Raw genomic sequence first — 23593 nt, forward strand, 5'->3', positions numbered from 1 at the left:
CTCCATGAAGTTCGTCATCGCCCTCTTCTCCCCGCCGCACTCGCCGGCAGCCCGACGAGCCCTGCGCTTTGCCGAGGCCGCATTGGCCGGCGGCCATGAAATTACCCGTCTGTTTTTCTATCAGGACGGCGTGCACAGCGCTTCGGCGAATGCCGTTGCCAGCCAGGATGAGCTGGACGTCGCCGCTGCGTGGACACGCTTTGTCGCCGATCACCGGCTGGACGGAGTGGTCTGCATTGCCGCCGCGCTGCGTCGGGGCGTGCTCAATCCAGAGGAAGCCAGCCGCTATTCCCGTCCTGCTGCAAACCTGCAGGCGCCCTGGGATCTTTCCGGCCTCGGCCAGCTGCATGAAGCCGCGCAACTGGCAGACCGTCTGGTCTGCTTTGGAGGCAACTGATGGCCAAGTCCCTTTTGATCATCAGCCGCCAAGCGCCCTGGGCCGGCCCCGCCGCCCGCGAGGCGCTGGATATTGCCCTGGCCGGCGGCGCCTTCGACCTGCCGATCTCCATGCTCTTCCTCGATGATGGCGTGTTCCAGCTTGCACCCGATCAACGCCCCAGCAGGGTCGAACAGAAAGACTTGCAGGCCAACCTGCAAGCCCTGCCACTGTTCGGCGTGGAAGCGCTCTATACCAGCAGCCGCAGCCTTGCCGAACGCGGGCTGGATGACGCCAGCCTGACACTGCCGGCCCGAGCGCTGGACGATGTCGCGCTGCGCAATCTGCTGCAGACTCACGAACAGGTGATCACGATCTGATGGCCATTCTCCACCTGCTCTCGCACTCCCCGTTCAATGACGGCCGGCTCGCCAGCTGCCTGCACCTGCTCGGGCCCGACGATGGCCTGCTGCTGACCGGCGACGCTGTCTACGCATTGCGCGACGGCACCGCCCCCTGCCAGGCGCTGGAGCTGATGCCCTCGGCCAATGCGCTCTTCGCCCTGCTGGAAGACCTGCAAGCCCGCGGCATGGATGATGTGCCCGCCCGCGTCGTTGCAGTGGACTACCCAGGCTTCGTCGAACTCTGCACGCGCTTCGACAAGGTGAACGCCTGGCTATGAGCACCCTACTGGTCAACGGCCACTCCCTGCCGCTGGATAAGGACGGCTATCTGGTCGATCTCAACGACTGGAGCGATGCCGTTGCCGAAGCGCTGGCGCACAACGAGGGCCTGCACCTGACTCCGGAGCACTGGGAAATCCTCCTGCTGCTGCGCGAGTTCTACGGCGAGTTCCAGCTGTCGCCGGCCAATCGCCCGCTGATAAAGTACGTGGCCCAGAAGCTGGGCGCGGAAAAAGGCAGCAGCCTGCACCTCAACCTTCTGTTCAAAGGCACACCGGCCAAGCTTGCCGCCAAGCTAGCCGGCCTGCCGAAGCCGACCAATTGCCTATGACCGCCTCCCCACTCGTCCTTCAGACACCTGCCGAACATCCCTTCGCCCAGTTCGTCCGCATCCTGGGCAAGGGCAAGCGCGGCGCCCGTGGCCTGACCCGGGAGGAAGCCCGCGAGGCACTGGGCATGATCCTCGACGAGAAGGTCGAAGAAGCCCAACTCGGCGCCTTCCTGATGCTGCTGCGGCACAAGGAGGAAAGCGCCGAGGAACTTGCCGGCTTCACCGAAGCCGTGCGCTGCCGCCTAGAGGTACCGAAGATCGCCGTGGACCTCGACTGGCCCAGCTACGCCGGCAAGAAGCGCCATCTGCCCTGGTATCTGCTGGCCGTCAAATGTCTGGGTGGCAGCGGCACTCGCATCCTCCTGCACGGCGGCGGCGCGCATACCGCTGGACGGGTTTATACCGAACAGCTTCTGGAGCTGCTCGGCCTGCCACTGTGTCGCAACTGGAACTCGGTCAGCGAATCGCTGGATGCCAAGGGCATCGCCTTCGCTCCGCTGGTGGATTGGATGCCGCGCCTGCAGCGCATGATCGACCTGCGCAACACCCTGGGCCTGCGCTCCCCCATGCATTCGGCCGTGCGCTTGCTCAACCCCCTGGGCGCTACCTGCGTCCTGCAGAGCATCTTCCATCCCGGTTATCAGGAAGTGCATCGCGAGGGCAGCCGCCTGCTCGGTGACTACGCCATCGTCATCAAGGGCGAAGGCGGCGAGATCGAGATGAACCCCGATGCCACCTCGCACCTTTACGGTTGCCGGGACGGCGAAGCCTGGGACGAAGAGTGGCCAGCGCTCTCGCCACTGCGCCACGTCAAGCCGGAAACGCTGGACCCGACACACCTGGCCGCCTTCTGGCGCGGCGAAGCCGAAGACGCCTACGGCGAACTGGCCGTCCGCGCGACCATGGCACTCGCCCTGCGCGCCACGGGATTGAAGCGCGACGAAGCCTTCATCGAAGCCGATCGACGCTGGGCCGCACGAGACAGATCGATTTAGCCGATACTTGGAATCCTGTTTTTGCGCTAAACAATCGAGCTACAGCCTATAGACTGAACCCATCCCCCCAGATTCAGGAGCTACGAGATGGGACAGTTGATCGATGGCCGCTGGCATGACCAGTGGTATGACACCAGCAAGGACGGCAGCTTTCAGCGCGAGAATGCGCAGCGCCGCAACTGGGTAACTGCCGACGGCCAACCCGGCCCGAGCGGCGAAGGCGGCTTCCGCGCCGAGGCCGGCCGTTATCACCTGTATGTCTCCCTGGCCTGTCCCTGGGCCCACCGCACACTGATCTATCGCCAGCTCAAGGGCCTTGAGTCAGTGATCGACGTTTCGGTCGTCAGCTGGCTCATGCTGGAAAACGGCTGGACCTTCGACAAGACCCTTGGGTCGACGGGCGACAAGCTCGACGGCCTGGACTTTCTCCATCAGCGCTATACCAGGGACGATGCGAACTACACCGGCCGCGTCACCGTGCCGGTGCTATGGGACAAGCACGAGCAACGCATCGTCAGTAACGAATCAGCGGAGATCATCCGCATGTTCAACGTGGCCTTCGACGGGATAACCGGCAACTCGCTGGACCTCTACCCGGAGCCTCTGCGCGCGCAGATCGACGAACTGAACGAACGTATCTACCCGGCCGTGAACAACGGCGTGTACCGCGCCGGCTTCGCCACGACACAGGACGCCTATGAAGGGGCGTTCCAGACATTGTTCAACGAACTGGACTGGCTGGAAGAGCGCCTGGGCCAGCAGCGCTACCTGGCGGGCGAATACCTGACCGAAGCCGATGTGCGCCTGTTCACCACGCTGATTCGCTTCGATGCGGTGTACCACGGCCACTTCAAGTGCAACCTGCGCCGCCTGGCCGACTACCCGAACCTGTCCGGCTGGCTGCGCGAACTGTATCAACTGGAGGGCGTTGCCGGAACCGTGGACTTCCAGCACATCAAGAACCACTACTACGCCAGCCACCGCACCATCAACCCGACGGGTATAGTGCCGCTTGGCCCTCAGCAGGACTTCACCGGTGCGCACGGGCGAGGGCATCTGCCGGGCAGCGGGATTGCGCGCAGGGGCTGACCAACTGTAGGAACGAGCTTGCTCGCGAACCGCTTGAGGCCTTCAACTTGTCCGGGAGTTCGCGAGCAAGCTCGCTCCTACAAAGAACCGGTCAGATCGGCTTGTCGATACCGTCGTAGACCTTCTGCAGCGCGTCCAGGCGCTCCTGGTAGCGCCGCTTGAGGCAGGCCTTGTTGGCGCCGCAGGCGCGGCGCTGCTCCAGCCAGGCGAGCTGGGAGTCGCCCAGGTTGCCACGCATGCCCATGGCAAACAGGCCGCGCAGCAGGCGGTAGGTCGTCGCCACCTGCACGTCCATCTCTGAAAGCTGGCGATCCGCACAGATGGCTTTCTCGTCGGCCTGTCTGGCCGTCTTGCAGTCGAAGCTGGCCGCCGAGGCCGGCAAGGCGAAGCAACCCAGGGCACACGCAGCACCCAGGAGGGTAACGCGCAGGGGTTTCACTGCTGCCCCTCGAACCACGCCAGCTTCTCACGCAGTTGCACCACTTCCCCGACAATCACCAGGGTCGGTGCATGGACTTCGTGCTCTGCCACCAACTCCGACAAATTCGCCAGGGTACCGGTGAACACACGTTGATGCACCGTAGTGCCCTGCTGGACGAGCGCGGCAGGCGTGTCGGCAGAACGCCCATGACGCACCAGTTGCTCGCAGATGACCGGCAGGCCGACCAAGCCCATGTAGAACACCAGGGTCTGCCCAGGCGCCACCAGATCGTTCCACGGCAGGTCAGTGCTGCCGTCCTTCAGGTGTCCAGTCACGAAACGCACGGACTGCGCGTAGTCACGGTGCGTCAACGGAATTCCGGCGTAGGCCGCGCAACCACTGGCTGCGGTAATACCCGGCACGACCTGAAACGGGATGCCGTTGGCAGCAAGCTCATCGATCTCCTCGCCACCGCGACCGAAGATGAACGGATCGCCGCCCTTCAGGCGCAGCACGCGCTTGCCCTGCCGGGCCAGTTCGACCAGCTGGCGATTGATCTCGTCCTGCGGTACGGCGTGATCCGCGCGACGCTTGCCGACATAGAGCCGATCTGCATCACGTCGACATAGCTCGAGGATCGCCGGGGCAACGAGGCGATCGTAAAGCACCACATCGGCCTGCTGCATCAGGCGCAGGGCGCGGAAGGTCAGCAGATCGGGGTCGCCCGGACCAGCGCCGACCAGATAGACCTCGCCGCGAGACTCGGCCTGCGGCGATTCCAGTTTGCCCGCCAGCAGACGCTCGGCCTCGCTCGGCTGGCCGGCAAGCATGCGCTCGGCGACCGGGCCCTGAAACACCTCCTCCCAGAACTTGCGACGTTGCTGCAGGTCCGGCAGGCGCTGCTTCACACGCTCGCGGAAGCGACTGGCGAGGCCGGCGAGTTGGCCGTAGGTTGCGGGAATCCAGGTTTCCAGCTTGGCGCGCAGCAGTCTTGCCAGCACTGGCGCGTCGCCGCCGCTGGAAACTGCCACCACCAGCGGCGAACGATCGACGATGGCCGGGAAAATCACGCTGCACAGAGCCGGCGCGTCGACCACATTGACCGGTACGCCGCGCTCGTTGGCGTCCCGGGACACCTGGGCGTTGAGCGGCTCATCATCGGTGGCGGCGATGACCAGCACGCAATCCTGCAGGTCGCCCCGGGCGTAGGGACGCAAGAGCAGTTCGCCTGCGCCCTCCTCGATCAGCTCGCGCAGCTCCGAATGCACTTCAGGCGCCACGACCCGCAGCACCGCGCCGGCATCGCTCAACAGGCGCGCCTTGCGCAGTGCGACATCACCGCCGCCGACCAGTAGCGCGCGACGTCCGCGCAGGATGTGGAACAGCGGCAGGAAGTCCATCTCAGCCGATCACCTCGATGCCCGCCATGTACGGCTTGAGCACTTCCGGTACGCGGATCGAGCCATCGGCCTGCTGGTAGTTCTCCAGCACGGCGACCAGGGTACGACCTACGGCCAGGCCCGAGCCGTTGAGGGTGTGGACCAGCTCCGGCTTGCCGGTTTCCGGGTTGCGGTAGCGCGCCTGCATGCGGCGGGCCTGGAAGTCACCGCAGTTGGAGCAGGAGGAAATCTCGCGGTACTTGTCCTGGCTCGGCACCCAGACTTCGAGGTCATAGGTCTTGGCGGCACCGAAGCCCATGTCGCCGGTGCACAGCGCCAGCGCGCGGTACGGCAGCTCCAGGGCCTGGAGGACCTTCTCGGCGTTGCCGACCAGGCTTTCCAAGGCCTCCCAGGACTTCGACGGCTCGACGATCTGCACCATCTCGACCTTGTCGAACTGGTGCTGGCGGATCATGCCGCGGGTGTCGCGGCCCGACGCCCCGGCTTCGCTGCGGAAGCAGGGCGTGTGGGCGACGAACTTCAGCGGCAGCTCCTTCGCATCGAGGATCTGCCCGGCAACGATGTTGGTCAGCGAGACTTCGGCGGTCGGGATCAGGTACAGATCCGCTTCGTCTTCGCGCTGGATCTTGAACAGGTCTTCCTCGAACTTCGGCAGCTGGCCGGTGCCCTGGAGCGCCGGAGCCTGCACCAGGTAAGGGGTGTAGGCCTCTTCGTAGCCATGCTCGCGGGTATGCAGGTCGATCATGAACTGCGCCAGGGCGCGGTGCAGGCGGGCAATCGGGCCGCGCATCAGGGCAAAGCGCGCGCCAGACAGCCGCGCAGCGGTCTCGAAGTCCAGCCAGCCGTGCTGTTCGCCCAGGGCGACGTGGTCCTTGATCTCGAAGTCGAAGGTGCGCGGGGTACCCCAGCGACGGACTTCGACGTTGTCTTCTTCATCAGCTCCCACCGGCACGGATTCGTGCGGCAGGTTCGGGATGTTCAGCAGCAGGTTGTCCAGTTCGGCCTGGATGACGTCCAGTTCGCGCTTGCCCGCTTCCAGCTGCTCCGCCATGCGGTTCACCTCGGCCTTCAGCGGCGCGACATCCTCGCCGTTCTTCATGGCCTGGCCGATGGCCTTGGAGCGCGAATTGCGCTCGGCCTGCAAGGTCTCGGTGCGGGTCTGCACGGACTTGCGCTGGCTCTCCAGCGCTTCGATGCGCGCCACATCCAGGGTGAAGCCACGGGTGGCCAGGCGTTCGGCCACTTCCTGCGGCTGGGTACGGACCAGTTTGGAATCGAGCATGGTGTCTTCTCGTGTCTAGTGTCAGGCGGCGCTAGCGGGCGCCACTTCAGGATTTTCTGCGACGGCGGGAACTGGCCTTGTCGAGGCTAGCCAGGTGGCGCAGCTTTTCGCCGATCTTCAGTTCGAGCCCGCGCGGCACGGGTTGGTAATACTGGCGCGGTTCCATGGACTCGGGGAAGTAGTCTTCTCCGGCCGCATAGGCATCCGGCTCATCGTGGGCATAACGGTATTCGTCGCCATAGCCCAGGTTCTTCATCAGCTTGGTCGGTGCATTGCGCAGATGCAGCGGCACTTCCAGCGACCCGCTCTCTGCCACCTCGCGGCGCGCCGTGTTGTAGGCGTTGTAGACGGCATTGCTCTTCGGCGCGCAGGCCAGGTAAACAATAGCCTGCGCAATCGCCAGCTCACCTTCCGGGCTGCCGAGGCGCTCCTGCACATCCCAGGCGTGCAGGCACAGGGTCAGGGCGCGGGGATCGGCATTGCCGATGTCCTCGCTGGCCATGCGCACCACGCGGCGGGCGATATAGAGCGGATCGCAACCGCCATCGAGCATGCGCGCATACCAGTACAGCGCGCCGTCGGGGCTGGAACCGCGCACCGACTTGTGCAGCGCACTGATCTGGTCATAGAAGGCCTCGCCCCCCTTGTCGAAGCGACGACGCGAATCACCCAGCAGGTTCTGCAGCAGCTCGGCACTGATCTCGCCGTCGTCCTCGGCGAGGTCGGAGGCGTTCTCCAGCAGGTTGAGCAGGCGCCGGCCATCACCATCGGCGGCGGCCATGAGAATGGCGAAACTATCATCCGGCAGGCTCAGATTACGCTTGCCCAAGCCCTTTTCTTCGGTCAGCGCACGCTCCACCAACCGGCGCAGGGCCGCCTCGTCCAGGCTTTTCAGCACATAGACGCGGGCGCGGGAAAGTAGCGCGTTGTTCAGTTCGAACGAGGGGTTCTCGGTGGTCGCGCCGATGAAGATCAGCGTGCCGTCTTCTACATAGGGCAGGAAGGCATCCTGCTGGCTCTTGTTGAAGCGATGCACTTCGTCGACGAAGAGAATCGTGCGGCGACCGTACTGCGCGGCGTGCTGCTTGGCCACTTCCACCGACTGGCGGATTTCCTTCACGCCCGAGAGCACCGCCGAGATGGTCTCGAAGTGCGCGTCGGTGACCTGGGCCAGCAGCTTCGCCAGGGTCGTCTTGCCGACCCCGGGCGGCCCCCAGAAGATCATCGAGTGCAGCGCGCCCTGCTCCAACGCCTCACGCAGCGGCTTGCCGCGGGCGAGCAGGTGCTCCTGGCCGACGTACTCGTCCAGGCTGGTCGCGCGCAGGCGCGCGGCCAGGGGCTGGGAAACGGGGGCGGAGCGGAACAGATCCAAGGTCTTACCTATGACTTAAAGCTGGCGCGGGGCGCCGATCATTCCTGGATGACGTCGACGCCCTTGGGCACTTCGAAGACGAACTGCTTGGGATCCATCGCCTCGTTCATCTTCACGTCGAAGAACAGGATGTTGGTGCGCTGGCCGACGCTGTCGATCAGCTGCATGTCATTCACCACACCACTACGGAAGGAAATCCGCAGGCTGTCGAACAGGGTGTCCTTGGACTTCGGCTTGAGGGTGAAGTCGACCACGTTGCCACCGTCCTTGGCAGTAATGTCGAAACTCTGGCCGATCTTCGACACGTCGCCGGAGAGCAGCAGCGCCGGGGTCTGGGTCAGGCGCTGGTCGAGCTTCTGGATGGTCACCTGCTCCAGGTCCGGGTCGTACAGCCAGATCTTCTCGCCGTTGGAGATGAGCAGTTGCTCGTTCGGCGCATCGGTGTGCCAACGGAACAGGCCCGGCCGCTTGAGGCCCAGGGTGCCGGCGGTTTCCTGCAGGCGGGTGCCGCTGCCATCCAGGGTCAGCTGGGAGAAACGCGCGGTCATGGTCTGGGCTTTGGTGAGCATCCCGCTCAGGCGCTGCGCAGCGGCCTCGTCGGCATGGGCCTGAACGCCGGCGACAGCCAGCGCAGCAACGAACAACAGGCGGATCAGACGCATCGAAATCCTCGAAGTCGAATCAATCACGGATCGGGGCCGGCGCGATGACTTCGCGCGAGCCATTGGTATTCATCGCGGTCACCACGCCGGCCATTTCCATCGCCTCGATCATCCGTGCGGCGCGGTTGTAGCCGATCTTCAGCTTGCGCTGCACGGCAGAGATGGAAGCCCGGCGGCTTTCGGTCACGAAGCGCACGGCCTCGTCGTAGAGCGGATCGTCCTCGCTGCCCTCGCCGCCTTCGCCGCCCCCGCCACCTTCGAACGAACCGCCACCGCCTTCATCGGCACCGGCGAGGATGTCCTCGATGTAATTCGGCGCGCCACGCAGCTTCCACGCCTCGACGACGCGGTGCACCTCGTCATCGGAGACGAAGGCGCCATGGACGCGGATCGGCAGGCCGGTGCCCGGCGGCAGGTAGAGCATGTCGCCGTGGCCCAGCAGTTGCTCGGCGCCGCCCTGGTCCAGGATGGTGCGCGAGTCGATCTTGCTCGAGACCTGGAACGCGATACGGGTCGGGATGTTCGCCTTGATCAGGCCGGTGATCACGTCCACCGACGGACGCTGGGTCGCCAGGATCAGGTGGATGCCCGCCGCGCGCGCCTTCTGGGCGATACGGGCGATCAGTTCTTCCACCTTCTTGCCGACGATCATCATCATGTCGGCGAATTCGTCGACCACCACCACGATGGTCGGCAGGGTCTGCAGCAGCGGCGCCTCGTCCTCCATGCTCTCGCGGCGGTACAGCGGGTCGGTCAGCGGCGTGCCGGCCTCCTCGGCGTCCTTCACCTTGCGATTGAAGCCCGCGAGGTTACGCACGCCCATGGCCGCCATCAGCTTGTAGCGGCGCTCCATCTCGGCGACGCTCCAGCGCAGCGCGTTGGCGGCCTCCTTCATGTCGGTGACCACCGGGCAGAGCAGGTGCGGAATGCCTTCGTAGATCGACAGTTCCAGCATCTTCGGGTCAATCATGATCAAGCGCGCCTCTTCGGGCGTGGACTTGAACAGGATCGACAGCAGCATGGCGTTCACGCCAACCGACTTACCGGAACCGGTGGTACCGGCCACCAGCAGGTGCGGCATCTTCGCAAGATCAGTGATGATCGGATTGCCGCCAATGTCGTGACCCAGAGCCAGCGGCACGGTGGACTTGTGCTCGTCATACTCGGGCGTCATCAGCACTTCGGAGAAGCGCACCATCTGCCGGTCTTCGTTGGGAATCTCGATGCCAACGGTAGTCTTGCCGGGAATGACTTCCACCACGCGCACGCTGATCACCGCCAGCGAACGCGCCAGGTCCTTGGCCAGGTTGGAGATGCGGCTGACCTTCACGCCAGCGGCCGGCTGGATTTCGAAACGGGTGATCACCGGGCCCGGATGCACGGACTCGACTATGACCTCGACACCGAACTCCTTGAGCTTGATCTCCAGCAGGCGCGACATCGCCTCCAGGGATTCCGGCGAGTAGCTCTGCTTCTTTTCCGACGCCGGGTCGAGGATCGACAGTGGCGGCAGCGTACCTTCCACAGCGGTATCGACGAACAGCGGCGCCTGTTTCTCCTTCAGCACGCGCTTGCTCGGCTCGACCGGTTTGCTGGGCGGCGGCGGGACATCAATCTTCGGCGCCACACGCTTTTCGCGCTCCTGCACGCTCTTGACCAGCGCTTCCTCGCGCTCGATCAGGCGTTCCTTGACCTTGGCCTGCTCGCGGCGGTCGGCAACGATGGGCGCGGCCACTTCGGCCACGCGCTCGTCGACCTCGCGAAGCTGAGCGACCAGCTGCTTGTGCTCGCTACGGGCGCTCCACCAGCGATTGGTGGCGTTGTGGATCAGTTCGAAGAGGTCGAGGGTAATCTTGCCGGTGACGTCCATCACCTTGAACCAGGACAGATCGGCGAACACCGTCATGCCGAACAGGAACAGCGCCAGGAACAGCAGCGTGCTGCCCTGCACGTTCAGTGCATTGACGCCCAGCTGCCCCAGGCTCTCGCCCAGCGCGCCGCCAGCCGTAGCCGGCATATGGGCACCGCTGGTATGGAAATGGATGTAGGCCAGCGCGGAGCCGGACAGCACCAGGAACACCAGGCCGATCAAGCGCCAGGAGAACAGCCAGCCGTTCCATTCCCAAGGCATGTGGCGCTTGCGGAAGACCTGGTAGGTCTTCACTGCCAGCAGTAGCGGGAACAGGTAGGCAAAATAGCCCAGCACCATGAACAGGATGTCTGCGCTCAGCGCGCCCAGGCGGCCAGCCGCATTCTGCACCTGTTCGACGTGACTGGAATGGCTCCAGCCCGGATCGGCGGAATCGTAGGTGAGCAGCGCCATCCACAGGTAAAGACAGAGCGCGCCGAGCGCGATCAGAGCCCCTTCCTTCAGACGGTAATGCAGTTGCTGGCGCCAGGCGGCGGCGTGGCTTGCTGTGGTGTCCTTCAAAACGCTTCTATTCCTGCGCTATACGCGCGTCCGAGAGTCGTTGGACCGCGAAATGGGCCCATTGTACGGCTTTGGCCGGCCGATGCCAGCGACCCCAGGTGTGCCCGACTGCGCTTTTGCCGGCTTTCCGGGGTTCGGTGTAGCATAGCCCAACACCGTTTTTCGGCTGCTCAATTGGAGCATGCATTCTCTTACGTGACAAAGGCTTATGGAGTCTTTTTATGAGTGAAGTCAAGCATTCGCGCCTGATCATCCTGGGCTCCGGCCCCGCGGGCTACACCGCGGCCGTGTACGCCGCGCGCGCCAACCTCAAGCCTGTTGTCATCACCGGCATCCAGCCCGGCGGCCAACTGACCACCACCACCGAGGTCGACAACTGGCCCGGCGACGTCGAGGGCCTGACCGGCCCCGCCCTGATGCAGCGCATGGAACAGCACGCCAAGCGTTTCGATACCGAGATCGTCTACGACCATATCCACACCGCCGAGTTGCAGCAGAAGCCCTTCACCCTCAAGGGCGACAGCGGCACCTACACCTGCGATGCGCTGATCATCGCCACCGGGGCCTCGGCCCAGTACCTGGGCATGTCCTCGGAAGAGGCCTTCATGGGCAAGGGCGTTTCCGCCTGCGCGACCTGCGATGGCTTCTTCTACCGCAACCAGGTGGTCTGCGTGGTCGGTGGCGGCAACACCGCCGTGGAAGAAGCACTTTACCTGTCCAACATCGCCAAGGAAGTCCACCTGATCCACCGCCGCGACAAGCTGCGCTCGGAGAAGATCCTACAGGACAAACTGTTCGAAAAAGCCAAGAACGGCAACGTACGCCTGCACTGGAATACCACCCTCGACGAAGTCCTGGGCGACAACATGGGTGTCGTCGGCGTCCGCCTGAAGGACGTCGACAGCGGCGAAACCCGTCAACTGGACCTGTCCGGCGTGTTCATCGCCATTGGCCACAAGCCCAACACCGACCTGTTCAAGGGCCAATTGGAAATGCATGACGGCTACCTGAAGGTCAAGGGCGGCGCCGAAGGCAATGCGACCCTGACCAGCATCAACGGCGTGTTCGCTGCCGGCGACGTGGCCGACCATGTCTACCGCCAGGCGATCACCTCAGCCGGCGCCGGCTGCATGGCCGCACTGGATGCCGAAAAGTTCCTCGACGACAACTGATCGGCGCAAGGGGAGGTTCGCCCTCCCCTCCTCCCTATGCTCAAGTGGCTTTCCCGCAGCAATTTCGACTTTCCACCCCTCGACAAGGCCCTGCATGAGCCCAACGGCCTGCTGGCGGCCGGCGGAGACCTGAACCCGCAGCGCCTGATCCAGGCCTACCGCCACGGGTGCTTCCCCTGGTACCAGGATGGCCAGCCAATACTCTGGTGGTCGCCCGATCCGCGCACCGTGCTGTTTCCCGAAGAACTGCATGTTTCCCGCAGCCTCACCAAGTTCATCCGCCAGCAGCACTACCAGGTCACCATCGACCAGGCCTTCGAGCAGGTCATCGTCGGCTGCGCCGGGCCGCGCGACTATGCGGATGGCACCTGGATTACCACACCGATGCAGGATGCCTATTGCCAACTGCACCGCCTGGGCGTCGCCCATTCGGCCGAAGCCTGGCAAGGCGATGAGCTGGTCGGCGGGCTTTACGGGCTGGCCATTGGTCGCCTGTTCTTTGGCGAATCCATGTTCAGCCGCGCCGACAACGCGTCCAAAGTTGCCTTCGTCACCCTGGTGCAGCGCCTGAAGGCGGCCGGTTTCGTGATGATCGACTGCCAGATGCCGACCCAGCACCTGCACAGCTTCGGCGCCCGCGCCATTTCCCGCGGCGAATTCGCCAGCTTCCTGCGCCGTCATCTCGACGAAACACCGTCAGAGGACTGGACTTCGCAGGCATACCCGCTCAGCCTGTCTTAAACTTGCCTGAGGGAACTCGCAGGGGTTGATGATGACCGAGCTCGCCCGCCTGAAGTTTTACGCCACACAGCCGCATCCATGCAGCTATCTGCCCGAGGAGCAGGCCACTACCCTGTTCCTCGACCCCAGTCAGCCCATGGACGCGCAGTTGTATGCCTCGCTGTCAGAGGTCGGCTTCCGGCGCAGCGGCGAGCACCTTTACCGCCCCCATTGCCAACATTGCACCGCCTGCATCCCGGCGCGCATTCCCGCTGCCGGTTTCCAGCCGAACCGCCAGCAGAAACGCATCATCAAGCGCAACGCCGACCTGGAAGTCATCCGCAAGCGCCCCGCCTTCACCGAGGAGTACTACGCCCTGTACATGCGCTACATCGAGCAGCGCCATGCCGACGGGGACATGTACCCACCCAGCCGCGATCAGTTCGCCACCTTTCTGGTCCGTGACCTACCGTTCAGCTGCTTCTTCGAGTTCCGCCTGCAAGGTCGTCTACTCGCCGTCGCCGTGACCGACGTCCTGCCCAACGGTCTTTCCGCCGTTTATACCTTCTACGATCCGGACGAAGAACGCCGCAGCCTGGGACGCTTTGCCATTCTCTGGCAGATTGGCGAGACCGAGCGCCTGAGCCTCCATGCCGTCTACCTGGGCTACTGGATCAAGAATTGCCGGAAGATGAACTACAAGACCCAGTACCGCCCGATCGAGTTGTTCGTGAACCAGCGCTGGGTGGCGTTGAACTGAAGCAAAAACACCCATTGGCGTTGTGGGGCGATTTCAGGCACAATGTGTGCCTTTTTTAATGCCCTGAAACTTCAGGCAACCATAGATACCGAGGGTTCTACTGCATGTCGAAAGAAGACAGCTTCGAAATGGAAGGCACTGTCGTCGACACCCTGCCCAACACCATGTTCCGCGTGGAGTTGGAGAACGGGCACGTCGTTACCGCGCACATCTCCGGGAAGATGCGCAAGAATTACATCCGCATCCTGACCGGCGACAAAGTTCGCGTTGAACTGACGCCCTACGACCTGTCCAAGGGTCGCATCACCTACCGCGCTCGCTGAGCCGGCAGGTGTCGGCAAGAAGCCGGCACACAGAAAAACGCCCGGCATTGCCGGGCGTTTTCGTTTGCGCCTGACTGCAGCGTCAGGCCGGCTCTGCGGCAATCACCTCGAACTCGAAGGCCAGTTCGCCATCCTTCAGGTCCACATGGGCCACACCACCGTGCTCGGCCAGTTCGCCGAACAGGATCTCCTCGGCCAACGGCCGCTTGATCTTGTCCTGGATCAGCCGCGCCATCGGACGAGCCCCCATCTGCGGGTCGTAGCCCTTGTCCGCCAGCCAACCGCGCGCCGCATCGCTGACCTCGACCTGCACGTGCTTGTCCTCCAACTGCGCCTGCAGTTCGGTGAGGAATTTGTCGACGATACTCTTGATGGTCTCGTGACTCAGGCGGCCGAACTGGATGATGGTATCCAGGCGGTTCCGGAACTCCGGCGTAAAGCTCTTCTTGATCACTTCCATCGCATCGGTGGAGTGGTCCTGCTGCGTGAAGCCAATGGAGGCCCGCGCAGCGGTTTCCGCGCCAGCGTTGGTGGTCATGATCAGGATGACATTACGGAAGTCCGCCTTGCGCCCGTTGTTGTCGGTCAAGGTGCCGTGGTCCATCACCTGCAGCAGCAGGTTGAAGACTTCCGGGTGCGCCTTCTCGATCTCATCCAGCAGCAGCACGCAATGCGGCGTCTTGGTGATGGCCTCGGTGAGCAGGCCGCCCTGATCGAAACCGACGTAGCCCGGAGGCGCACCGATCAGACGGGACACGGTATGCCGCTCCATGTATTCGGACATGTCGAAGCGCACCAACTCCACGCCAAGCGCCTTGGCCAGCTGGCGAGCCACTTCGGTCTTGCCCACTCCGGTCGGACCGGAGAACAGGAAGGAGCCGACAGGCTTGTCCGGCGACTTGAGACCGGCGCGTGACAGCTTGATGGCAGTGGACAGCGACTCGATGGCCGCCGCCTGGCCGAAAACGGTCAGCTTCAGGTCGCGCTCGAGGTTGCGCAGAAGCTCCTTGTCAGAGCTGGAGACGTGCTTGGGCGGAATCCGCGCGATCTTCGCGACGATATCCTCGACCTGCGGCACTTCGATGCGCTTGACGCGCTTCTCTTCCGGCTGCAGGCGCTGGTAGGCGCCCGCCTCGTCGATCACGTCGATGGCCTTGTCCGGCATGTGCCGGTCATTGATGTAGCGCGCAGCCAGCTCGGCGGCGGCGCGCAGCGCCTCATCGCTGTACTCGATGTGGTGATGCTGCTCGAAACGCGGCTTCAGGCCCTTCAGGATGCCGAAGGTGTCCTCGACGGACGGCTCGGTGACGTCGACCTTCTGGAAGCGACGAGCCAGCGCGCGATCCTTCTCGAAAATGCCGCGGAATTCCTGGAAGGTGGTCGAGCCGATGCAGCGGATCTCGCCGGACGACAGTAGCGGCTTCAGCAGGTTGGAAGCGTCCATCACGCCGCCCGATGCCGCACCGGCGCCGATGATGGTGTGGATTTCGTCGATGAACAACACCGCGTGCGGACGCTTGCGCAACTCGTTGAGCAGCGCCTTGAAGCGCTTCTCGAAGTCGCCACGGTACTTGGTACCCGCCAGCAGCGCCCCCAGGTCAAGGGAGTAGACGACGCTGTCGGACAGCAGGTCCGGGACCTGACCGTCGACGATGCGCTTGGCCAACCCTTCAGCAATGGCAGTCTTGCCAACACCGGCCTCGCCCACCAGCAGCGGGTTGTTCTTGCGGCGACGGGCGAGGATCTGCGCGACGCGCTCGACTTCCGACTCGCGGCCGACCAGCGGGTCGATTCTGCCCTGGCGCGCCAGGTCATTCAGGTTGCTGGCATAGGCATCCAGCGGATGGCTTGAAGTGGAAGACTCGCCACCCTCCTCATCCTGCATTTCCTGATCGCTGTCCGTATGGTCGGCATGGCCCGGCACCTTGGAGATGCCATGGGCGATGAAATTGACCACGTCTATCCGCGCGACGCTCTGCTGCTTGAGCAGGAACACCGCCTGACTTTCCTGCTCGCTGAAGATGGCGACCAGCACGTTGGCGCCGGTGACTTCGCGCTTGCCGGAACTCTGCACGTGGAACACCGCACGCTGCAGGACACGCTGGAAGCCCAGGGTTGGCTGGGTTTCGCGATCCTCATCGTGCTGGGGAATCAGCGGCGTTGTGGAATCGATGAATTCCTGCAGGTCTCGCCGCAACTTGTCCAGATTCGCACCGCACGCCTTCAGAACCGTTGCGGCGGCTTCATTATCCAGAAGCGCCAACAGCAAGTGCTCAACGGTCATGAACTCATGCCGCTTCGCCCGCGCCTCCTTGAAGGCGAGATTGAGGGTGACTTCGAGCTCTCGATTCAACATGACTTCACCTCGCTCCCAAACATCCGCATCAACCTTCTATCTCAATTTCGCACAACAGTGGATGTTGGCTCTCCCTCGCATATTGATTGACCTGCATGGCTTTGGTTTCCGCAACATCTCGGGTAAAGGTCCCGCAGTGCGCCTTGCCCTGGGTATGCACGGTCAACATGACCTTGGTTGCCTGCTCGCGGTTCATGTTGAAGTACAACTCGAGCACCTCAACCACGAAATCCATCGGTGTGTAATCATCGTTGAACATGATGACCCGATACATCGATGGCGCCTTCAGGGCGGGCTTGGCTTCTTCAACCGCCAGCCCCGCCCCGTCGTCTTCCAATGGATCCGGGCGGTCCTGATTGAATGTTAGTCGAATCTGGCTACTTGCATGCATGCTGGAATAAAAGCTTTGCGAGTGGGTGAATGAGTGGGCCGGCCGGAGGTTGAAACGCTTCTCAGGCCCAGACGACGCCGCCTTGACTAACGGCAAAAGGGTGTTACAACCAAAGGATACCCCCCCGGAGGGTATCAGGAGTTCCGGACGCCAGTCTTCAGGAAAAGGCATAGCGGAATAGTAGTGGATGATACTCCAGCGATGGAGTCCTTTGCAGAGGGATATCAGCATGCTCAGCGGTAAGGTCAAGTGGTTCAACAACGCCAAGGGCTACGGTTTCATCCTGGCTGATGGCCGAGATGAGGACCTGTTTGCTCACTACTCGGCAATCCAGATGGATGGCTACAAGACTCTCAAGGCCGGCCAACCCGTCAGTTTCGAGATCCTGCAAGGTCCGAAGGGGTTGCATGCGGTGAACATCCAGCCCGTCAACGCCAATGCATCCACCCCGCCCGCACAAGCTGCCCCGAGCAGCGAGGTGGAGAACCTCACGGCGGAAGCCTGATTCGTCACGGATCAGACGAAACGAAAAAGGCCGGCAGCAAGCCGGCCTTTTTCATCGGTGACGAATCACCCGGTTACATCTTGGCGATGATTGCGTCGCCGAATTCCGAGCAGGACAGCAGCTTGGCACCGTCCATCAGTCGCTCGAAGTCATAAGTGACGGTCTTGGCCGCAATGGCGCCGTTCACGCCATCAATGATCAGGTCGGCCGCTTCCGGCCAGCCCATATGACGCAGCATCATCTCGGCCGACAGGATCACCGACCCCGGATTGACCTTGTCTAGTCCGGCGTACTTGGGTGCGGTGCCGTGGGTCGCCTCGAACATGGCGACGGAATCGGAAAGGTTGGCGCCCGGCGCGATGCCGATGCCGCCTACCTCTGCTGCAAGTGCGTCAGACAGGTAGTCGCCGTTCAGGTTGAGGGTGGCGATCACATCGTACTCCGCCGGGCGCAGCAGGATCTGCTGCAGCATGGCATCGGCGATTACGTCCTTCACCACGATGCTCTTGCCGGTAGCCGGGTTCTTGAATTGCATCCACGGGCCGCCGTCGAGCAGTTGGGCGCCGAACTCGTCACGGGCCACTTCGTAACCCCAGTCCTTGAACGCACCCTCGGTGAATTTCATGATGTTGCCCTTGTGGACTATGGTGACCGAGCTGCGGTCATTGTCCACGGCGTATTGCAGGGCCTTGCGCACCAGGCGCTTGGTGCCCTCCTGGGAAACCGGCTTGATGCCGATGCCACAGTCGTTGGTGAAACGGATCTTCTTGACGCCCATTTCCTCGGTGAGGAACTTGATGATCTTCTGCGCCTCGGGGGAACCGGCCTTCCACTCGACGCCGGCGTAGATGTCTTCCGAGTTCTCGCGGAAGATCACCATGTCCACGTCTCCCGGCTTCTTCACCGGGCTGGGGACACCCTCGAACCAGCGCACAGGGCGCAGGCAGACATACAGGTCGAGCTGCTGGCGCAGGGCCACGTTCAGGGAGCGGATGCCACCGCCCACCGGAGTGGTCAGCGGGCCCTTGATCGAAACGACGTAATCGCGGACAGCATCCAGGGTTTCCTGGGGCAGCCAGGTGTCCTGGTCGTAGACCTGAGTGGCCTTCTCGCCGGCGTAGACTTCCATCCACGCGATCTTGCGGTCGCCTTTGTAGGCTTTCTCGACGGCAGCGTCGACGACCTTGATCATGACCGGGCTGATATCCACGCCAATGCCATCCCCCTCGATGAAGGGGATGATCGGATTCTTCGGTACATTCAAGGACATATCGGCGTTGACGGTGATTTTGTCACCGGCCGGCACCTGGATCTTTTGGTATCCCATGCTGAACTCCGCTTTTTTGGTTGAAACCCTCTTGCAGCCACTGAGGGTAGCTCACAAGTCGATGATCGAACCACATCATTCCTTAGTCTAAAAAAGGGACGCGCTTCACCCTGCCTTTAGGGTGGTATACTGGCCGGCATGACTTAATGGTCATCGAGGTCCGAGCAGTCTGGGACCAGACTCTCTCCTCGCAGCGGCGCACGTCCCCACCAGGATCCCGCCGTACAACGCTCTACTGGCGCCCCAATATCCCCGCGGCAAATCTCGAAGGTCGGTCAACCACCTCGTTGAACGCAAGCGTGTACCAACGCGATTCGAGACTCTGTGCGCGCCCAGCAAAGAAGAGAGTTAGAACGAGATGTCCATCCGCTCGAAGATCACCTACACCTTCACCGACGAAGCACCCGCCCTCGCGACCTATTCGCTTCTCCCCATCGTAAAAGCCTTTGCCGCCTCCGCCGGCATCGACGTCGAGACCCGCGACATCTCTCTTTCGGGCCGTATCCTGGCCTCCTTCGCTGACAAGCTCGGCGACAAGGCGATCGAAGACGATCTGGCCTACCTGGCACAACTGGCCACCGATCCAAAAGCCAACATCATCAAGCTGCCGAACATCTCCGCCTCGGTACCGCAACTCAAGGGCGCCATCGCCGAGCTGCAGAAGCTGGGCTACGCCGTTCCGGACTTCCCCGAAGACCCGCAGACCGACGAAGAGAAAGACACCCGCGCCCGCTACGCCAAGGTCCTGGGCAGCGCCGTGAACCCGGTCCTGCGTGAAGGCAACTCCGACCGCCGCGCTCCGGCCGCCGTGAAAGCCTACGCCCGCAAGCACCCGCACAGCATGGGCAAGTGGAGCATGGCTTCGCGCTCCCACGCTGACTACATGCGTGGCGGCGACTTCTTCTCCAGCGAGCAGTCGGTCACCATCGGCAAGGCCGGTGAAGTCCGCATCGAGTTCGTCGGCAAGGACGGCAAGGTCGAGACCAAGAAGACCCTGAAGATGCAGGACGGCGAAGTCCTCGACAGCATGTTCATGAGCTGCAGCAAACTGCGCGCCTTCTTCGAGAAGACCCTGCAGGACTGCAAGGAAACCGGCGTCATGTGGTCCCTGCACGTCAAGGCCACCATGATGAAGATCTCCCACCCGATCGTCTTCGGCCACGCCGTGACCGTCTACTACAAGGACGTGTTCGAGAAGTACGGCCAGCTGTTCGAAGAGCTCGGCGTGAACCCGAACAACGGCATCTCCAGCGTCTACGACAAGATCAAGTCGCTGCCGGCCTCGCAGCAGGAAGAAATCCTCCACGACATCCACGAGGTGTACAGCCACCGTCCGGAAATGGCGATGGTCGACTCGGTCAAGGGCATCACCAACCTGCACATCCCCAGCGACGTGATCGTCGACGCATCCATGCCGGCCATGATCCGCAACTCGGGTCAGATGTGGGGCAAGGACGGTAAGCAGAAAGACACCAAAGCGGTAATGCCGGAAAGCACCTACGCCCGCATCTACCAGGAGATGATCAACTTCTGCAAAACCAACGGCGCGTTCGACCCGACCACCATGGGCAGCGTACCGAACGTCGGCCTGATGGCGCAGAAGGCCGAGGAATACGGCTCCCACGACAAGACCTTCGAAATGGAAGCCGACGGCACCATGCGTGTGGTCGATGCCGACGGCAAGGTGCTGATGCAGCATGAAGTGCAGGCCGGCGACATCTGGCGCGCCTGCCAGACCAAGGACGCCCCGATCCGCGACTGGGTCAAGTTGGCTGTTACCCGCGCCCGCGCCTCCAACACTCCCGCGATCTTCTGGCTGGACCCGGAGCGCGCCCACGACAACGAGCTGCGCAAGAAGGTCGAGCTGTACCTGAAGGACCACGACCTGACCGGCCTGGACATCAGCATCAAGGGCTACAACGAAGCCATCCGCACCAGCATGGAGCGCCAGATGCGCGGCCTGGACACCATCTCGGTGACCGGCAACGTCCTGCGCGACTACCTGACCGACCTGTTCCCGATCATGGAACTGGGCACCTCGGCGAAGATGCTCTCCATCGTTCCGCTGATGGCGGGCGGCGGCATGTACGAAACCGGCGCCGGCGGCTCGGCTCCGAAACACGTACAGCAGCTGGTGGAAGAGAACTACCTGCGCTGGGATTCCCTGGGCGAGTTCCTGGCCCTGGCCGTCTCCTTCGAGGAAGAAGGCATCAAGACCGACAATGCCAAGGCCAAGGTACTGGGCAAGACCCTGGACATCGCCACCGGCAAACTGCTCGACAACAACAAGTCGCCGTCGCGCAAGATCGGTGAGATCGACAACCGTGGCAGCCACTTCTACCTGGCCATGTACTGGGCCCAGGCCCTGGCCGAGCAGAACGACGACGCCGAGCTGAAGGCTCACTTCGCCTCCCTGGCCAAGACCCTGACCGAGAAGGAAGCAGCGATCGTTGCCGAACTCAACGGCGTACAGGGCAAGCCGGCGGATATCGGCGGCTACTACCGTTCCAACCCGGAGCTGACCAGCCAGGTCATGCGTCCGAGCGCGACCTTCAACGCCGCGATCGACGCACTGGCGTAAGCCACTTCGTGTGACACAGAACCCCCGGGCCGTCCCGGGGGTTCTGCTTTCTGCGCCCCGCCACGTTAAACTCGCGCCTTTCGATCGAACGAGACCGCAACATGCGCTGGCTAGCACACGTCACCGTCGCCACCATTGTCGAAGACCAGGGTCGCTTTCTGCTGGTGGAGGAAATGTCCGCCGACGAAAAACAGGTCTTCAACCAGCCCGCCGGGCACCTGGAAGCCAACGAAACCCTGCTCGAGGCCGCTGTGCGCGAAACCCTCGAGGAAACCGGCTGGGATGTCGAGCTGACCGCCGTCACCGGTATCTACCTGTACACCGCGCCTAGCAACGGCGTGACCTACCAGCGCGTCTGCTTCGCCGCCCGGCCGGTGCGCCACCATCCCGAATGCCCGCTGGACGACGGCATCCTCGGCGCCCGCTGGATGACCCGCGATGAACTTGCCACCCAGCCCGAGCGCTGGCGCAGCCACCTGGTGCTGCGCTGCATCGACGATTACCTCGACGGCGAACGCTTCCCGCTGGCCCTGATCCGCGGCTGAACCGGGCCCGAGCCGGCAGCCGAGCCTCTACAGCTCGGCTCTGGTAGAATCGCCCTCTTTACCTGTGTTCGTGACCCACTGCCATGTCTGACTCACTCAAAGCCCCCCAGAACACCCGCGTCATCGTCGGCATGTCCGGCGGCGTGGATTCTTCCGTCTCCGCCCTCCTCCTCAAGGAACAGGGCTACCAGGTGGAAGGCCTGTTCATGAAGAACTGGGAAGAGGACGACGGCACCGAGTACTGCACCGCCATGACCGACCTCGCCGACGCCCAGGCCGTCTGCGACCGCATCGGCATCACGCTGCACACCGCCAACTTTGCTGCGGAGTACTGGGACAACGTCTTCGAGCACTTCCTTGAGGAGTACAAGGCCGGCCGCACGCCGAACCCGGACATCCTCTGCAACCGCGAGATCAAGTTCAAAGCCTTCCTCGACTACGCCGTCGCCCTTGGCGCTGACCTGATCGCCACCGGCCACTATGTGCGCCGCCGCGACATCGGCGGTCGTAGCGAACTGCTCAAGGGCCTGGATCCAAACAAGGACCAGAGCTACTTCCTCCACGCAGTGGGCGGCGAACAGATCGGCAAGACCCTGTTCCCCGTCGGCGAACTGGAAAAGCCCGAGGTCCGCGCCATCGCCGAGAAACACGGCCTGGCCACCGCGAAGAAGAAGGACTCCACCGGCATCTGCTTCATCGGCGAGCGGCGCTTCAGCGACTTCCTCAAGCAGTACCTGCCGGCACAACCGGGCAACATCGAGACCACCGACGGCGCGGTGATCGGCCAGCACGTTGGCCTGATGTACCACACCATCGGCCAGCGCCAGGGCCTGGGCATCGGCGGCTTGAAGAATGCCGACGACAGCCCCTGGTATGTGCTCGAGAAGGATCTGCAGCGCAACGTCCTGGTCGTCGGCCAGGGCAACGATCACCCCTGGCTGTTCTCCCGCGCCCTGCGCGCCTCGCACATCTATTGGGTCAACCCCATCGAACTGGACCAGCCCAAGGCCCTGCGCGCCAAGGTGCGTTACCGCCAGGCCGACCAGGATTGCGTACTGGAACGGACCGAGAATGGTTACCGCGCCGTCTTCGACGAGCCGCAGCGCGCCGTCACCCCAGGCCAATCCGTCGTCTTCTATGACGGCGAAATCTGCCTCGGCGGCGGCGTCATCGAATCCGCTGAACCCGCGTTCGCTAAGGACCGTACATGAGCGATCTGCACGACCAGATCATCGCCCTTTCCGGCGTTTTCGAAGCCGCCGCCCTGGTAGACCGCCTCGCCCGTACCGGGCAGATCCCCGAAGCCCCATTGGGCTGCATGCTCGGCAGCCTGCTGGTGCGCGACCCGAAGACCACCCTCGATGTCTACGGCGGGGACACCGCCAACCTGCGTGAAGGCTTCCGCGCCCTGGTCAGCGCCCTGGAGCGCGACCCCAACAGCCTGCAGCGCGAACCCCTGCGCTACGCCCTGTCGCTGATCGGCCTGGAACGCCAGCTGAACAAGCGCGACGACATGCTCGACATCATGGGTAGCCGCCTGGACCAGATCCAGCAGCAGGTGCAGCACTTCGGCCTGGTCCACGAGAATGTCATCGCCTCCTGCGCCGGCCTCTACCAGGACACCCTGAGCACCTTCCGCCAGCGCATCCAGGTGCACGGCGACATGCGCCACCTGCAGATCAACGCCAACGCCGCGCGCATCCGCGCCCTGCTGCTGGCCGGCATCCGCTCCGCGCGCCTGTGGCGACAGCTCGGCGGCAACCGCTGGCAGATGCTGTTCAGCCGGAAGAAAATGCTCAACGAACTGCGCCCACTGCTGCGCAGCTGAAACACTTCCTTGCGGTCGCCGCAAGGGCGACCGGTTCGCGCCA

General features: G+C 63.2%; 24 protein-coding genes. 15 read left to right on the forward strand and 9 right to left on the reverse strand.

The features are described from left to right. The first annotated feature begins 4 nt into the window (after positions 1-4). The 6 genes from tusD (at position 5) to C167_RS0104595 (ending at position 3474) form a co-directional block, all read left to right on the forward strand. Positions 5-397, forward strand: a complete 393-nt coding sequence (tusD, locus tag C167_RS0104570; protein ID WP_017517078.1) for a sulfurtransferase complex subunit TusD — start codon at positions 5-7, stop codon at positions 395-397. Beyond that, the gene (tusC, locus tag C167_RS0104575) at positions 397-756 is read left to right on the forward strand and encodes a sulfurtransferase complex subunit TusC (RefSeq protein ID WP_017517079.1); all 360 of its coding nucleotides are present in this window, start codon (positions 397-399) and stop codon (positions 754-756) included. Before tusD ends, tusC begins: the two co-directional genes overlap by 1 nt. Beyond that, positions 756-1058 carry a sulfurtransferase complex subunit TusB gene (gene tusB, locus C167_RS0104580; RefSeq protein WP_017517080.1) on the forward strand — a complete coding sequence of 101 codons (303 nt, stop codon included), beginning with the start codon at positions 756-758 and terminating at the stop codon, positions 1056-1058. The genes tusC and tusB overlap by 1 nt, the downstream gene beginning before the upstream one ends. Then, positions 1055-1390, forward strand: a complete 336-nt coding sequence (locus C167_RS0104585) for a TusE/DsrC/DsvC family sulfur relay protein (protein ID WP_017517081.1) — start codon at positions 1055-1057, stop codon at positions 1388-1390. The genes tusB and C167_RS0104585 overlap by 4 nt, the downstream gene beginning before the upstream one ends. Next, complete coding sequence (locus tag C167_RS0104590; RefSeq protein ID WP_017517082.1) at positions 1387-2385, forward strand: glycosyl transferase family protein; 999 nt, start codon at positions 1387-1389, stop codon at positions 2383-2385. The genes C167_RS0104585 and C167_RS0104590 overlap by 4 nt, the downstream gene beginning before the upstream one ends. A gap of 87 nt (positions 2386-2472) precedes the next feature. After that, positions 2473-3474, forward strand: a complete 1002-nt coding sequence (locus tag C167_RS0104595; RefSeq protein WP_017517083.1) for a glutathione S-transferase family protein — start codon at positions 2473-2475, stop codon at positions 3472-3474. Positions 3475-3565: 91 nt separating this feature from the next. On the opposite strand, the gene C167_RS0104600 is transcribed toward C167_RS0104595, so the two are convergent. From C167_RS0104600 to ftsK, 6 genes are read right to left on the reverse strand one after another with little or no spacing between them, the layout of a single operon-like run. Continuing rightward, complete coding sequence (locus C167_RS0104600) at positions 3566-3913, reverse strand: lysozyme inhibitor LprI family protein (protein ID WP_017517084.1); 348 nt, start codon at positions 3911-3913, stop codon at positions 3566-3568. Next, a complete protein-coding gene (cysG, locus tag C167_RS0104605) occupies positions 3910-5295 on the reverse strand; it encodes a siroheme synthase CysG (protein ID WP_017517085.1) in 1386 nt (461 codons plus the stop codon). The genes C167_RS0104600 and cysG overlap by 4 nt, the downstream gene beginning before the upstream one ends. Position 5296: 1 nt before the next feature. Then, positions 5297-6577: a serine--tRNA ligase gene (serS, locus tag C167_RS0104610; protein ID WP_017517086.1), complete on the reverse strand. Its 1281-nt coding sequence runs from the start codon at positions 6575-6577 to the stop codon at positions 5297-5299. Positions 6578-6623: 46 nt separating this feature from the next. Next, positions 6624-7949, reverse strand: a complete 1326-nt coding sequence (locus C167_RS0104615; protein WP_017517087.1) for a replication-associated recombination protein A — start codon at positions 7947-7949, stop codon at positions 6624-6626. 38 nt (positions 7950-7987) lie between these two features. Continuing rightward, positions 7988-8611 (reverse strand): outer membrane lipoprotein chaperone LolA, encoded by a 624-nt coding sequence (gene lolA, locus C167_RS0104620; RefSeq protein ID WP_017517088.1) that lies wholly within the window; start codon positions 8609-8611, stop codon positions 7988-7990. Positions 8612-8630: 19 nt separating this feature from the next. Next, a complete protein-coding gene (gene ftsK, locus C167_RS0104625) occupies positions 8631-11042 on the reverse strand; it encodes a DNA translocase FtsK (protein ID WP_017517089.1) in 2412 nt (803 codons plus the stop codon). A gap of 221 nt (positions 11043-11263) precedes the next feature. Between ftsK and trxB the strand changes: the two genes are divergently transcribed. From trxB to infA, 4 genes are all read left to right on the forward strand, one after another. Then, on the forward strand, positions 11264-12214 hold the full coding sequence (trxB, locus tag C167_RS0104630) for a thioredoxin-disulfide reductase (RefSeq protein WP_017517090.1): 951 nt from the start codon (positions 11264-11266) through the stop codon (positions 12212-12214). A 36-nt stretch (positions 12215-12250) separates the two neighbouring features. Next, positions 12251-12955, forward strand: a complete 705-nt coding sequence (gene aat, locus C167_RS0104635; RefSeq protein ID WP_017517091.1) for a leucyl/phenylalanyl-tRNA--protein transferase — start codon at positions 12251-12253, stop codon at positions 12953-12955. A gap of 31 nt (positions 12956-12986) precedes the next feature. Next, positions 12987-13694, forward strand: a complete 708-nt coding sequence (locus C167_RS0104640; RefSeq protein WP_026078806.1) for an arginyltransferase — start codon at positions 12987-12989, stop codon at positions 13692-13694. Positions 13695-13798: 104 nt separating this feature from the next. Continuing rightward, a complete protein-coding gene (gene infA / locus C167_RS0104645) occupies positions 13799-14017 on the forward strand; it encodes a translation initiation factor IF-1 (protein ID WP_002553999.1) in 219 nt (72 codons plus the stop codon). An 82-nt stretch (positions 14018-14099) separates the two neighbouring features. On the opposite strand, the gene clpA is transcribed toward infA, so the two are convergent. Beyond that, complete coding sequence (gene clpA / locus C167_RS0104650) at positions 14100-16373, reverse strand: ATP-dependent Clp protease ATP-binding subunit ClpA (RefSeq protein WP_017517093.1); 2274 nt, start codon at positions 16371-16373, stop codon at positions 14100-14102. A 28-nt stretch (positions 16374-16401) separates the two neighbouring features. Continuing rightward, positions 16402-16764, reverse strand: a complete 363-nt coding sequence (gene clpS, locus C167_RS0104655) for an ATP-dependent Clp protease adapter ClpS (protein WP_026078807.1) — start codon at positions 16762-16764, stop codon at positions 16402-16404. Between the two features lie 229 nt (positions 16765-16993). Here clpS and cspD point away from each other — a divergent pair, with 229 nt between their 5' ends. Next, the gene (gene cspD, locus C167_RS0104660) at positions 16994-17269 is read left to right on the forward strand and encodes a cold shock domain-containing protein CspD (protein WP_017517095.1); all 276 of its coding nucleotides are present in this window, start codon (positions 16994-16996) and stop codon (positions 17267-17269) included. Between the two features lie 73 nt (positions 17270-17342). Here the strand turns inward: cspD and icd are convergent, their stop codons facing one another. Next, positions 17343-18596, reverse strand: a complete 1254-nt coding sequence (gene icd / locus C167_RS0104665) for an NADP-dependent isocitrate dehydrogenase (protein ID WP_017517096.1) — start codon at positions 18594-18596, stop codon at positions 17343-17345. A 358-nt stretch (positions 18597-18954) separates the two neighbouring features. Between icd and C167_RS0104670 the strand changes: the two genes are divergently transcribed. The 4 genes from C167_RS0104670 (at position 18955) to hflD (ending at position 23550) form a co-directional block, all read left to right on the forward strand. Continuing rightward, on the forward strand, positions 18955-21177 hold the full coding sequence (locus C167_RS0104670) for an NADP-dependent isocitrate dehydrogenase (RefSeq protein WP_017517097.1): 2223 nt from the start codon (positions 18955-18957) through the stop codon (positions 21175-21177). A 101-nt stretch (positions 21178-21278) separates the two neighbouring features. Beyond that, a complete protein-coding gene (locus tag C167_RS0104675; protein ID WP_017517098.1) occupies positions 21279-21722 on the forward strand; it encodes an NUDIX hydrolase in 444 nt (147 codons plus the stop codon). 83 nt (positions 21723-21805) lie between these two features. Beyond that, positions 21806-22933, forward strand: a complete 1128-nt coding sequence (gene mnmA, locus C167_RS0104680; RefSeq protein ID WP_017517099.1) for a tRNA 2-thiouridine(34) synthase MnmA — start codon at positions 21806-21808, stop codon at positions 22931-22933. After that, the gene (gene hflD, locus C167_RS0104685) at positions 22930-23550 is read left to right on the forward strand and encodes a high frequency lysogenization protein HflD (RefSeq protein ID WP_017517100.1); all 621 of its coding nucleotides are present in this window, start codon (positions 22930-22932) and stop codon (positions 23548-23550) included. The genes mnmA and hflD overlap by 4 nt, the downstream gene beginning before the upstream one ends. Positions 23551-23593 lie beyond the last annotated feature (43 nt).

Source organism: Pseudomonas nitroreducens TX1, assembly GCF_000313755.1.
In the GTDB taxonomy this organism is placed as follows: Bacteria; Pseudomonadota; Gammaproteobacteria; order Pseudomonadales; family Pseudomonadaceae; genus Pseudomonas; species Pseudomonas nitroreducens_A.

Coding starts and splice junctions, on each gene's coding strand:
- tusD (WP_017517078.1), top strand. CDS start 5: ATGAAGTTCGTCATCGCCCTCTTCTCCCCGCCGCACTCGCCGGCAGCC.
- tusC (WP_017517079.1), top strand. CDS start 397: ATGGCCAAGTCCCTTTTGATCATCAGCCGCCAAGCGCCCTGGGCCGGC.
- tusB (WP_017517080.1), top strand. CDS start 756: ATGGCCATTCTCCACCTGCTCTCGCACTCCCCGTTCAATGACGGCCGG.
- C167_RS0104585 (WP_017517081.1), top strand. CDS start 1,055: ATGAGCACCCTACTGGTCAACGGCCACTCCCTGCCGCTGGATAAGGAC.
- C167_RS0104590 (WP_017517082.1), top strand. CDS start 1,387: ATGACCGCCTCCCCACTCGTCCTTCAGACACCTGCCGAACATCCCTTC.
- C167_RS0104595 (WP_017517083.1), top strand. CDS start 2,473: ATGGGACAGTTGATCGATGGCCGCTGGCATGACCAGTGGTATGACACC.
- cysG (WP_017517085.1), bottom strand. CDS start 5,295: ATGGACTTCCTGCCGCTGTTCCACATCCTGCGCGGACGTCGCGCGCTA.
- serS (WP_017517086.1), bottom strand. CDS start 6,577: ATGCTCGATTCCAAACTGGTCCGTACCCAGCCGCAGGAAGTGGCCGAA.
- lolA (WP_017517088.1), bottom strand. CDS start 8,611: ATGCGTCTGATCCGCCTGTTGTTCGTTGCTGCGCTGGCTGTCGCCGGC.
- trxB (WP_017517090.1), top strand. CDS start 11,264: ATGAGTGAAGTCAAGCATTCGCGCCTGATCATCCTGGGCTCCGGCCCC.
- aat (WP_017517091.1), top strand. CDS start 12,251: ATGCTCAAGTGGCTTTCCCGCAGCAATTTCGACTTTCCACCCCTCGAC.
- C167_RS0104640 (WP_026078806.1), top strand. CDS start 12,987: ATGACCGAGCTCGCCCGCCTGAAGTTTTACGCCACACAGCCGCATCCA.
- infA (WP_002553999.1), top strand. CDS start 13,799: ATGTCGAAAGAAGACAGCTTCGAAATGGAAGGCACTGTCGTCGACACC.
- clpA (WP_017517093.1), bottom strand. CDS start 16,373: ATGTTGAATCGAGAGCTCGAAGTCACCCTCAATCTCGCCTTCAAGGAG.
- clpS (WP_026078807.1), bottom strand. CDS start 16,764: ATGCATGCAAGTAGCCAGATTCGACTAACATTCAATCAGGACCGCCCG.
- cspD (WP_017517095.1), top strand. CDS start 16,994: ATGCTCAGCGGTAAGGTCAAGTGGTTCAACAACGCCAAGGGCTACGGT.
- icd (WP_017517096.1), bottom strand. CDS start 18,596: ATGGGATACCAAAAGATCCAGGTGCCGGCCGGTGACAAAATCACCGTC.
- C167_RS0104670 (WP_017517097.1), top strand. CDS start 18,955: ATGTCCATCCGCTCGAAGATCACCTACACCTTCACCGACGAAGCACCC.
- C167_RS0104675 (WP_017517098.1), top strand. CDS start 21,279: ATGCGCTGGCTAGCACACGTCACCGTCGCCACCATTGTCGAAGACCAG.
- mnmA (WP_017517099.1), top strand. CDS start 21,806: ATGTCTGACTCACTCAAAGCCCCCCAGAACACCCGCGTCATCGTCGGC.
- hflD (WP_017517100.1), top strand. CDS start 22,930: ATGAGCGATCTGCACGACCAGATCATCGCCCTTTCCGGCGTTTTCGAA.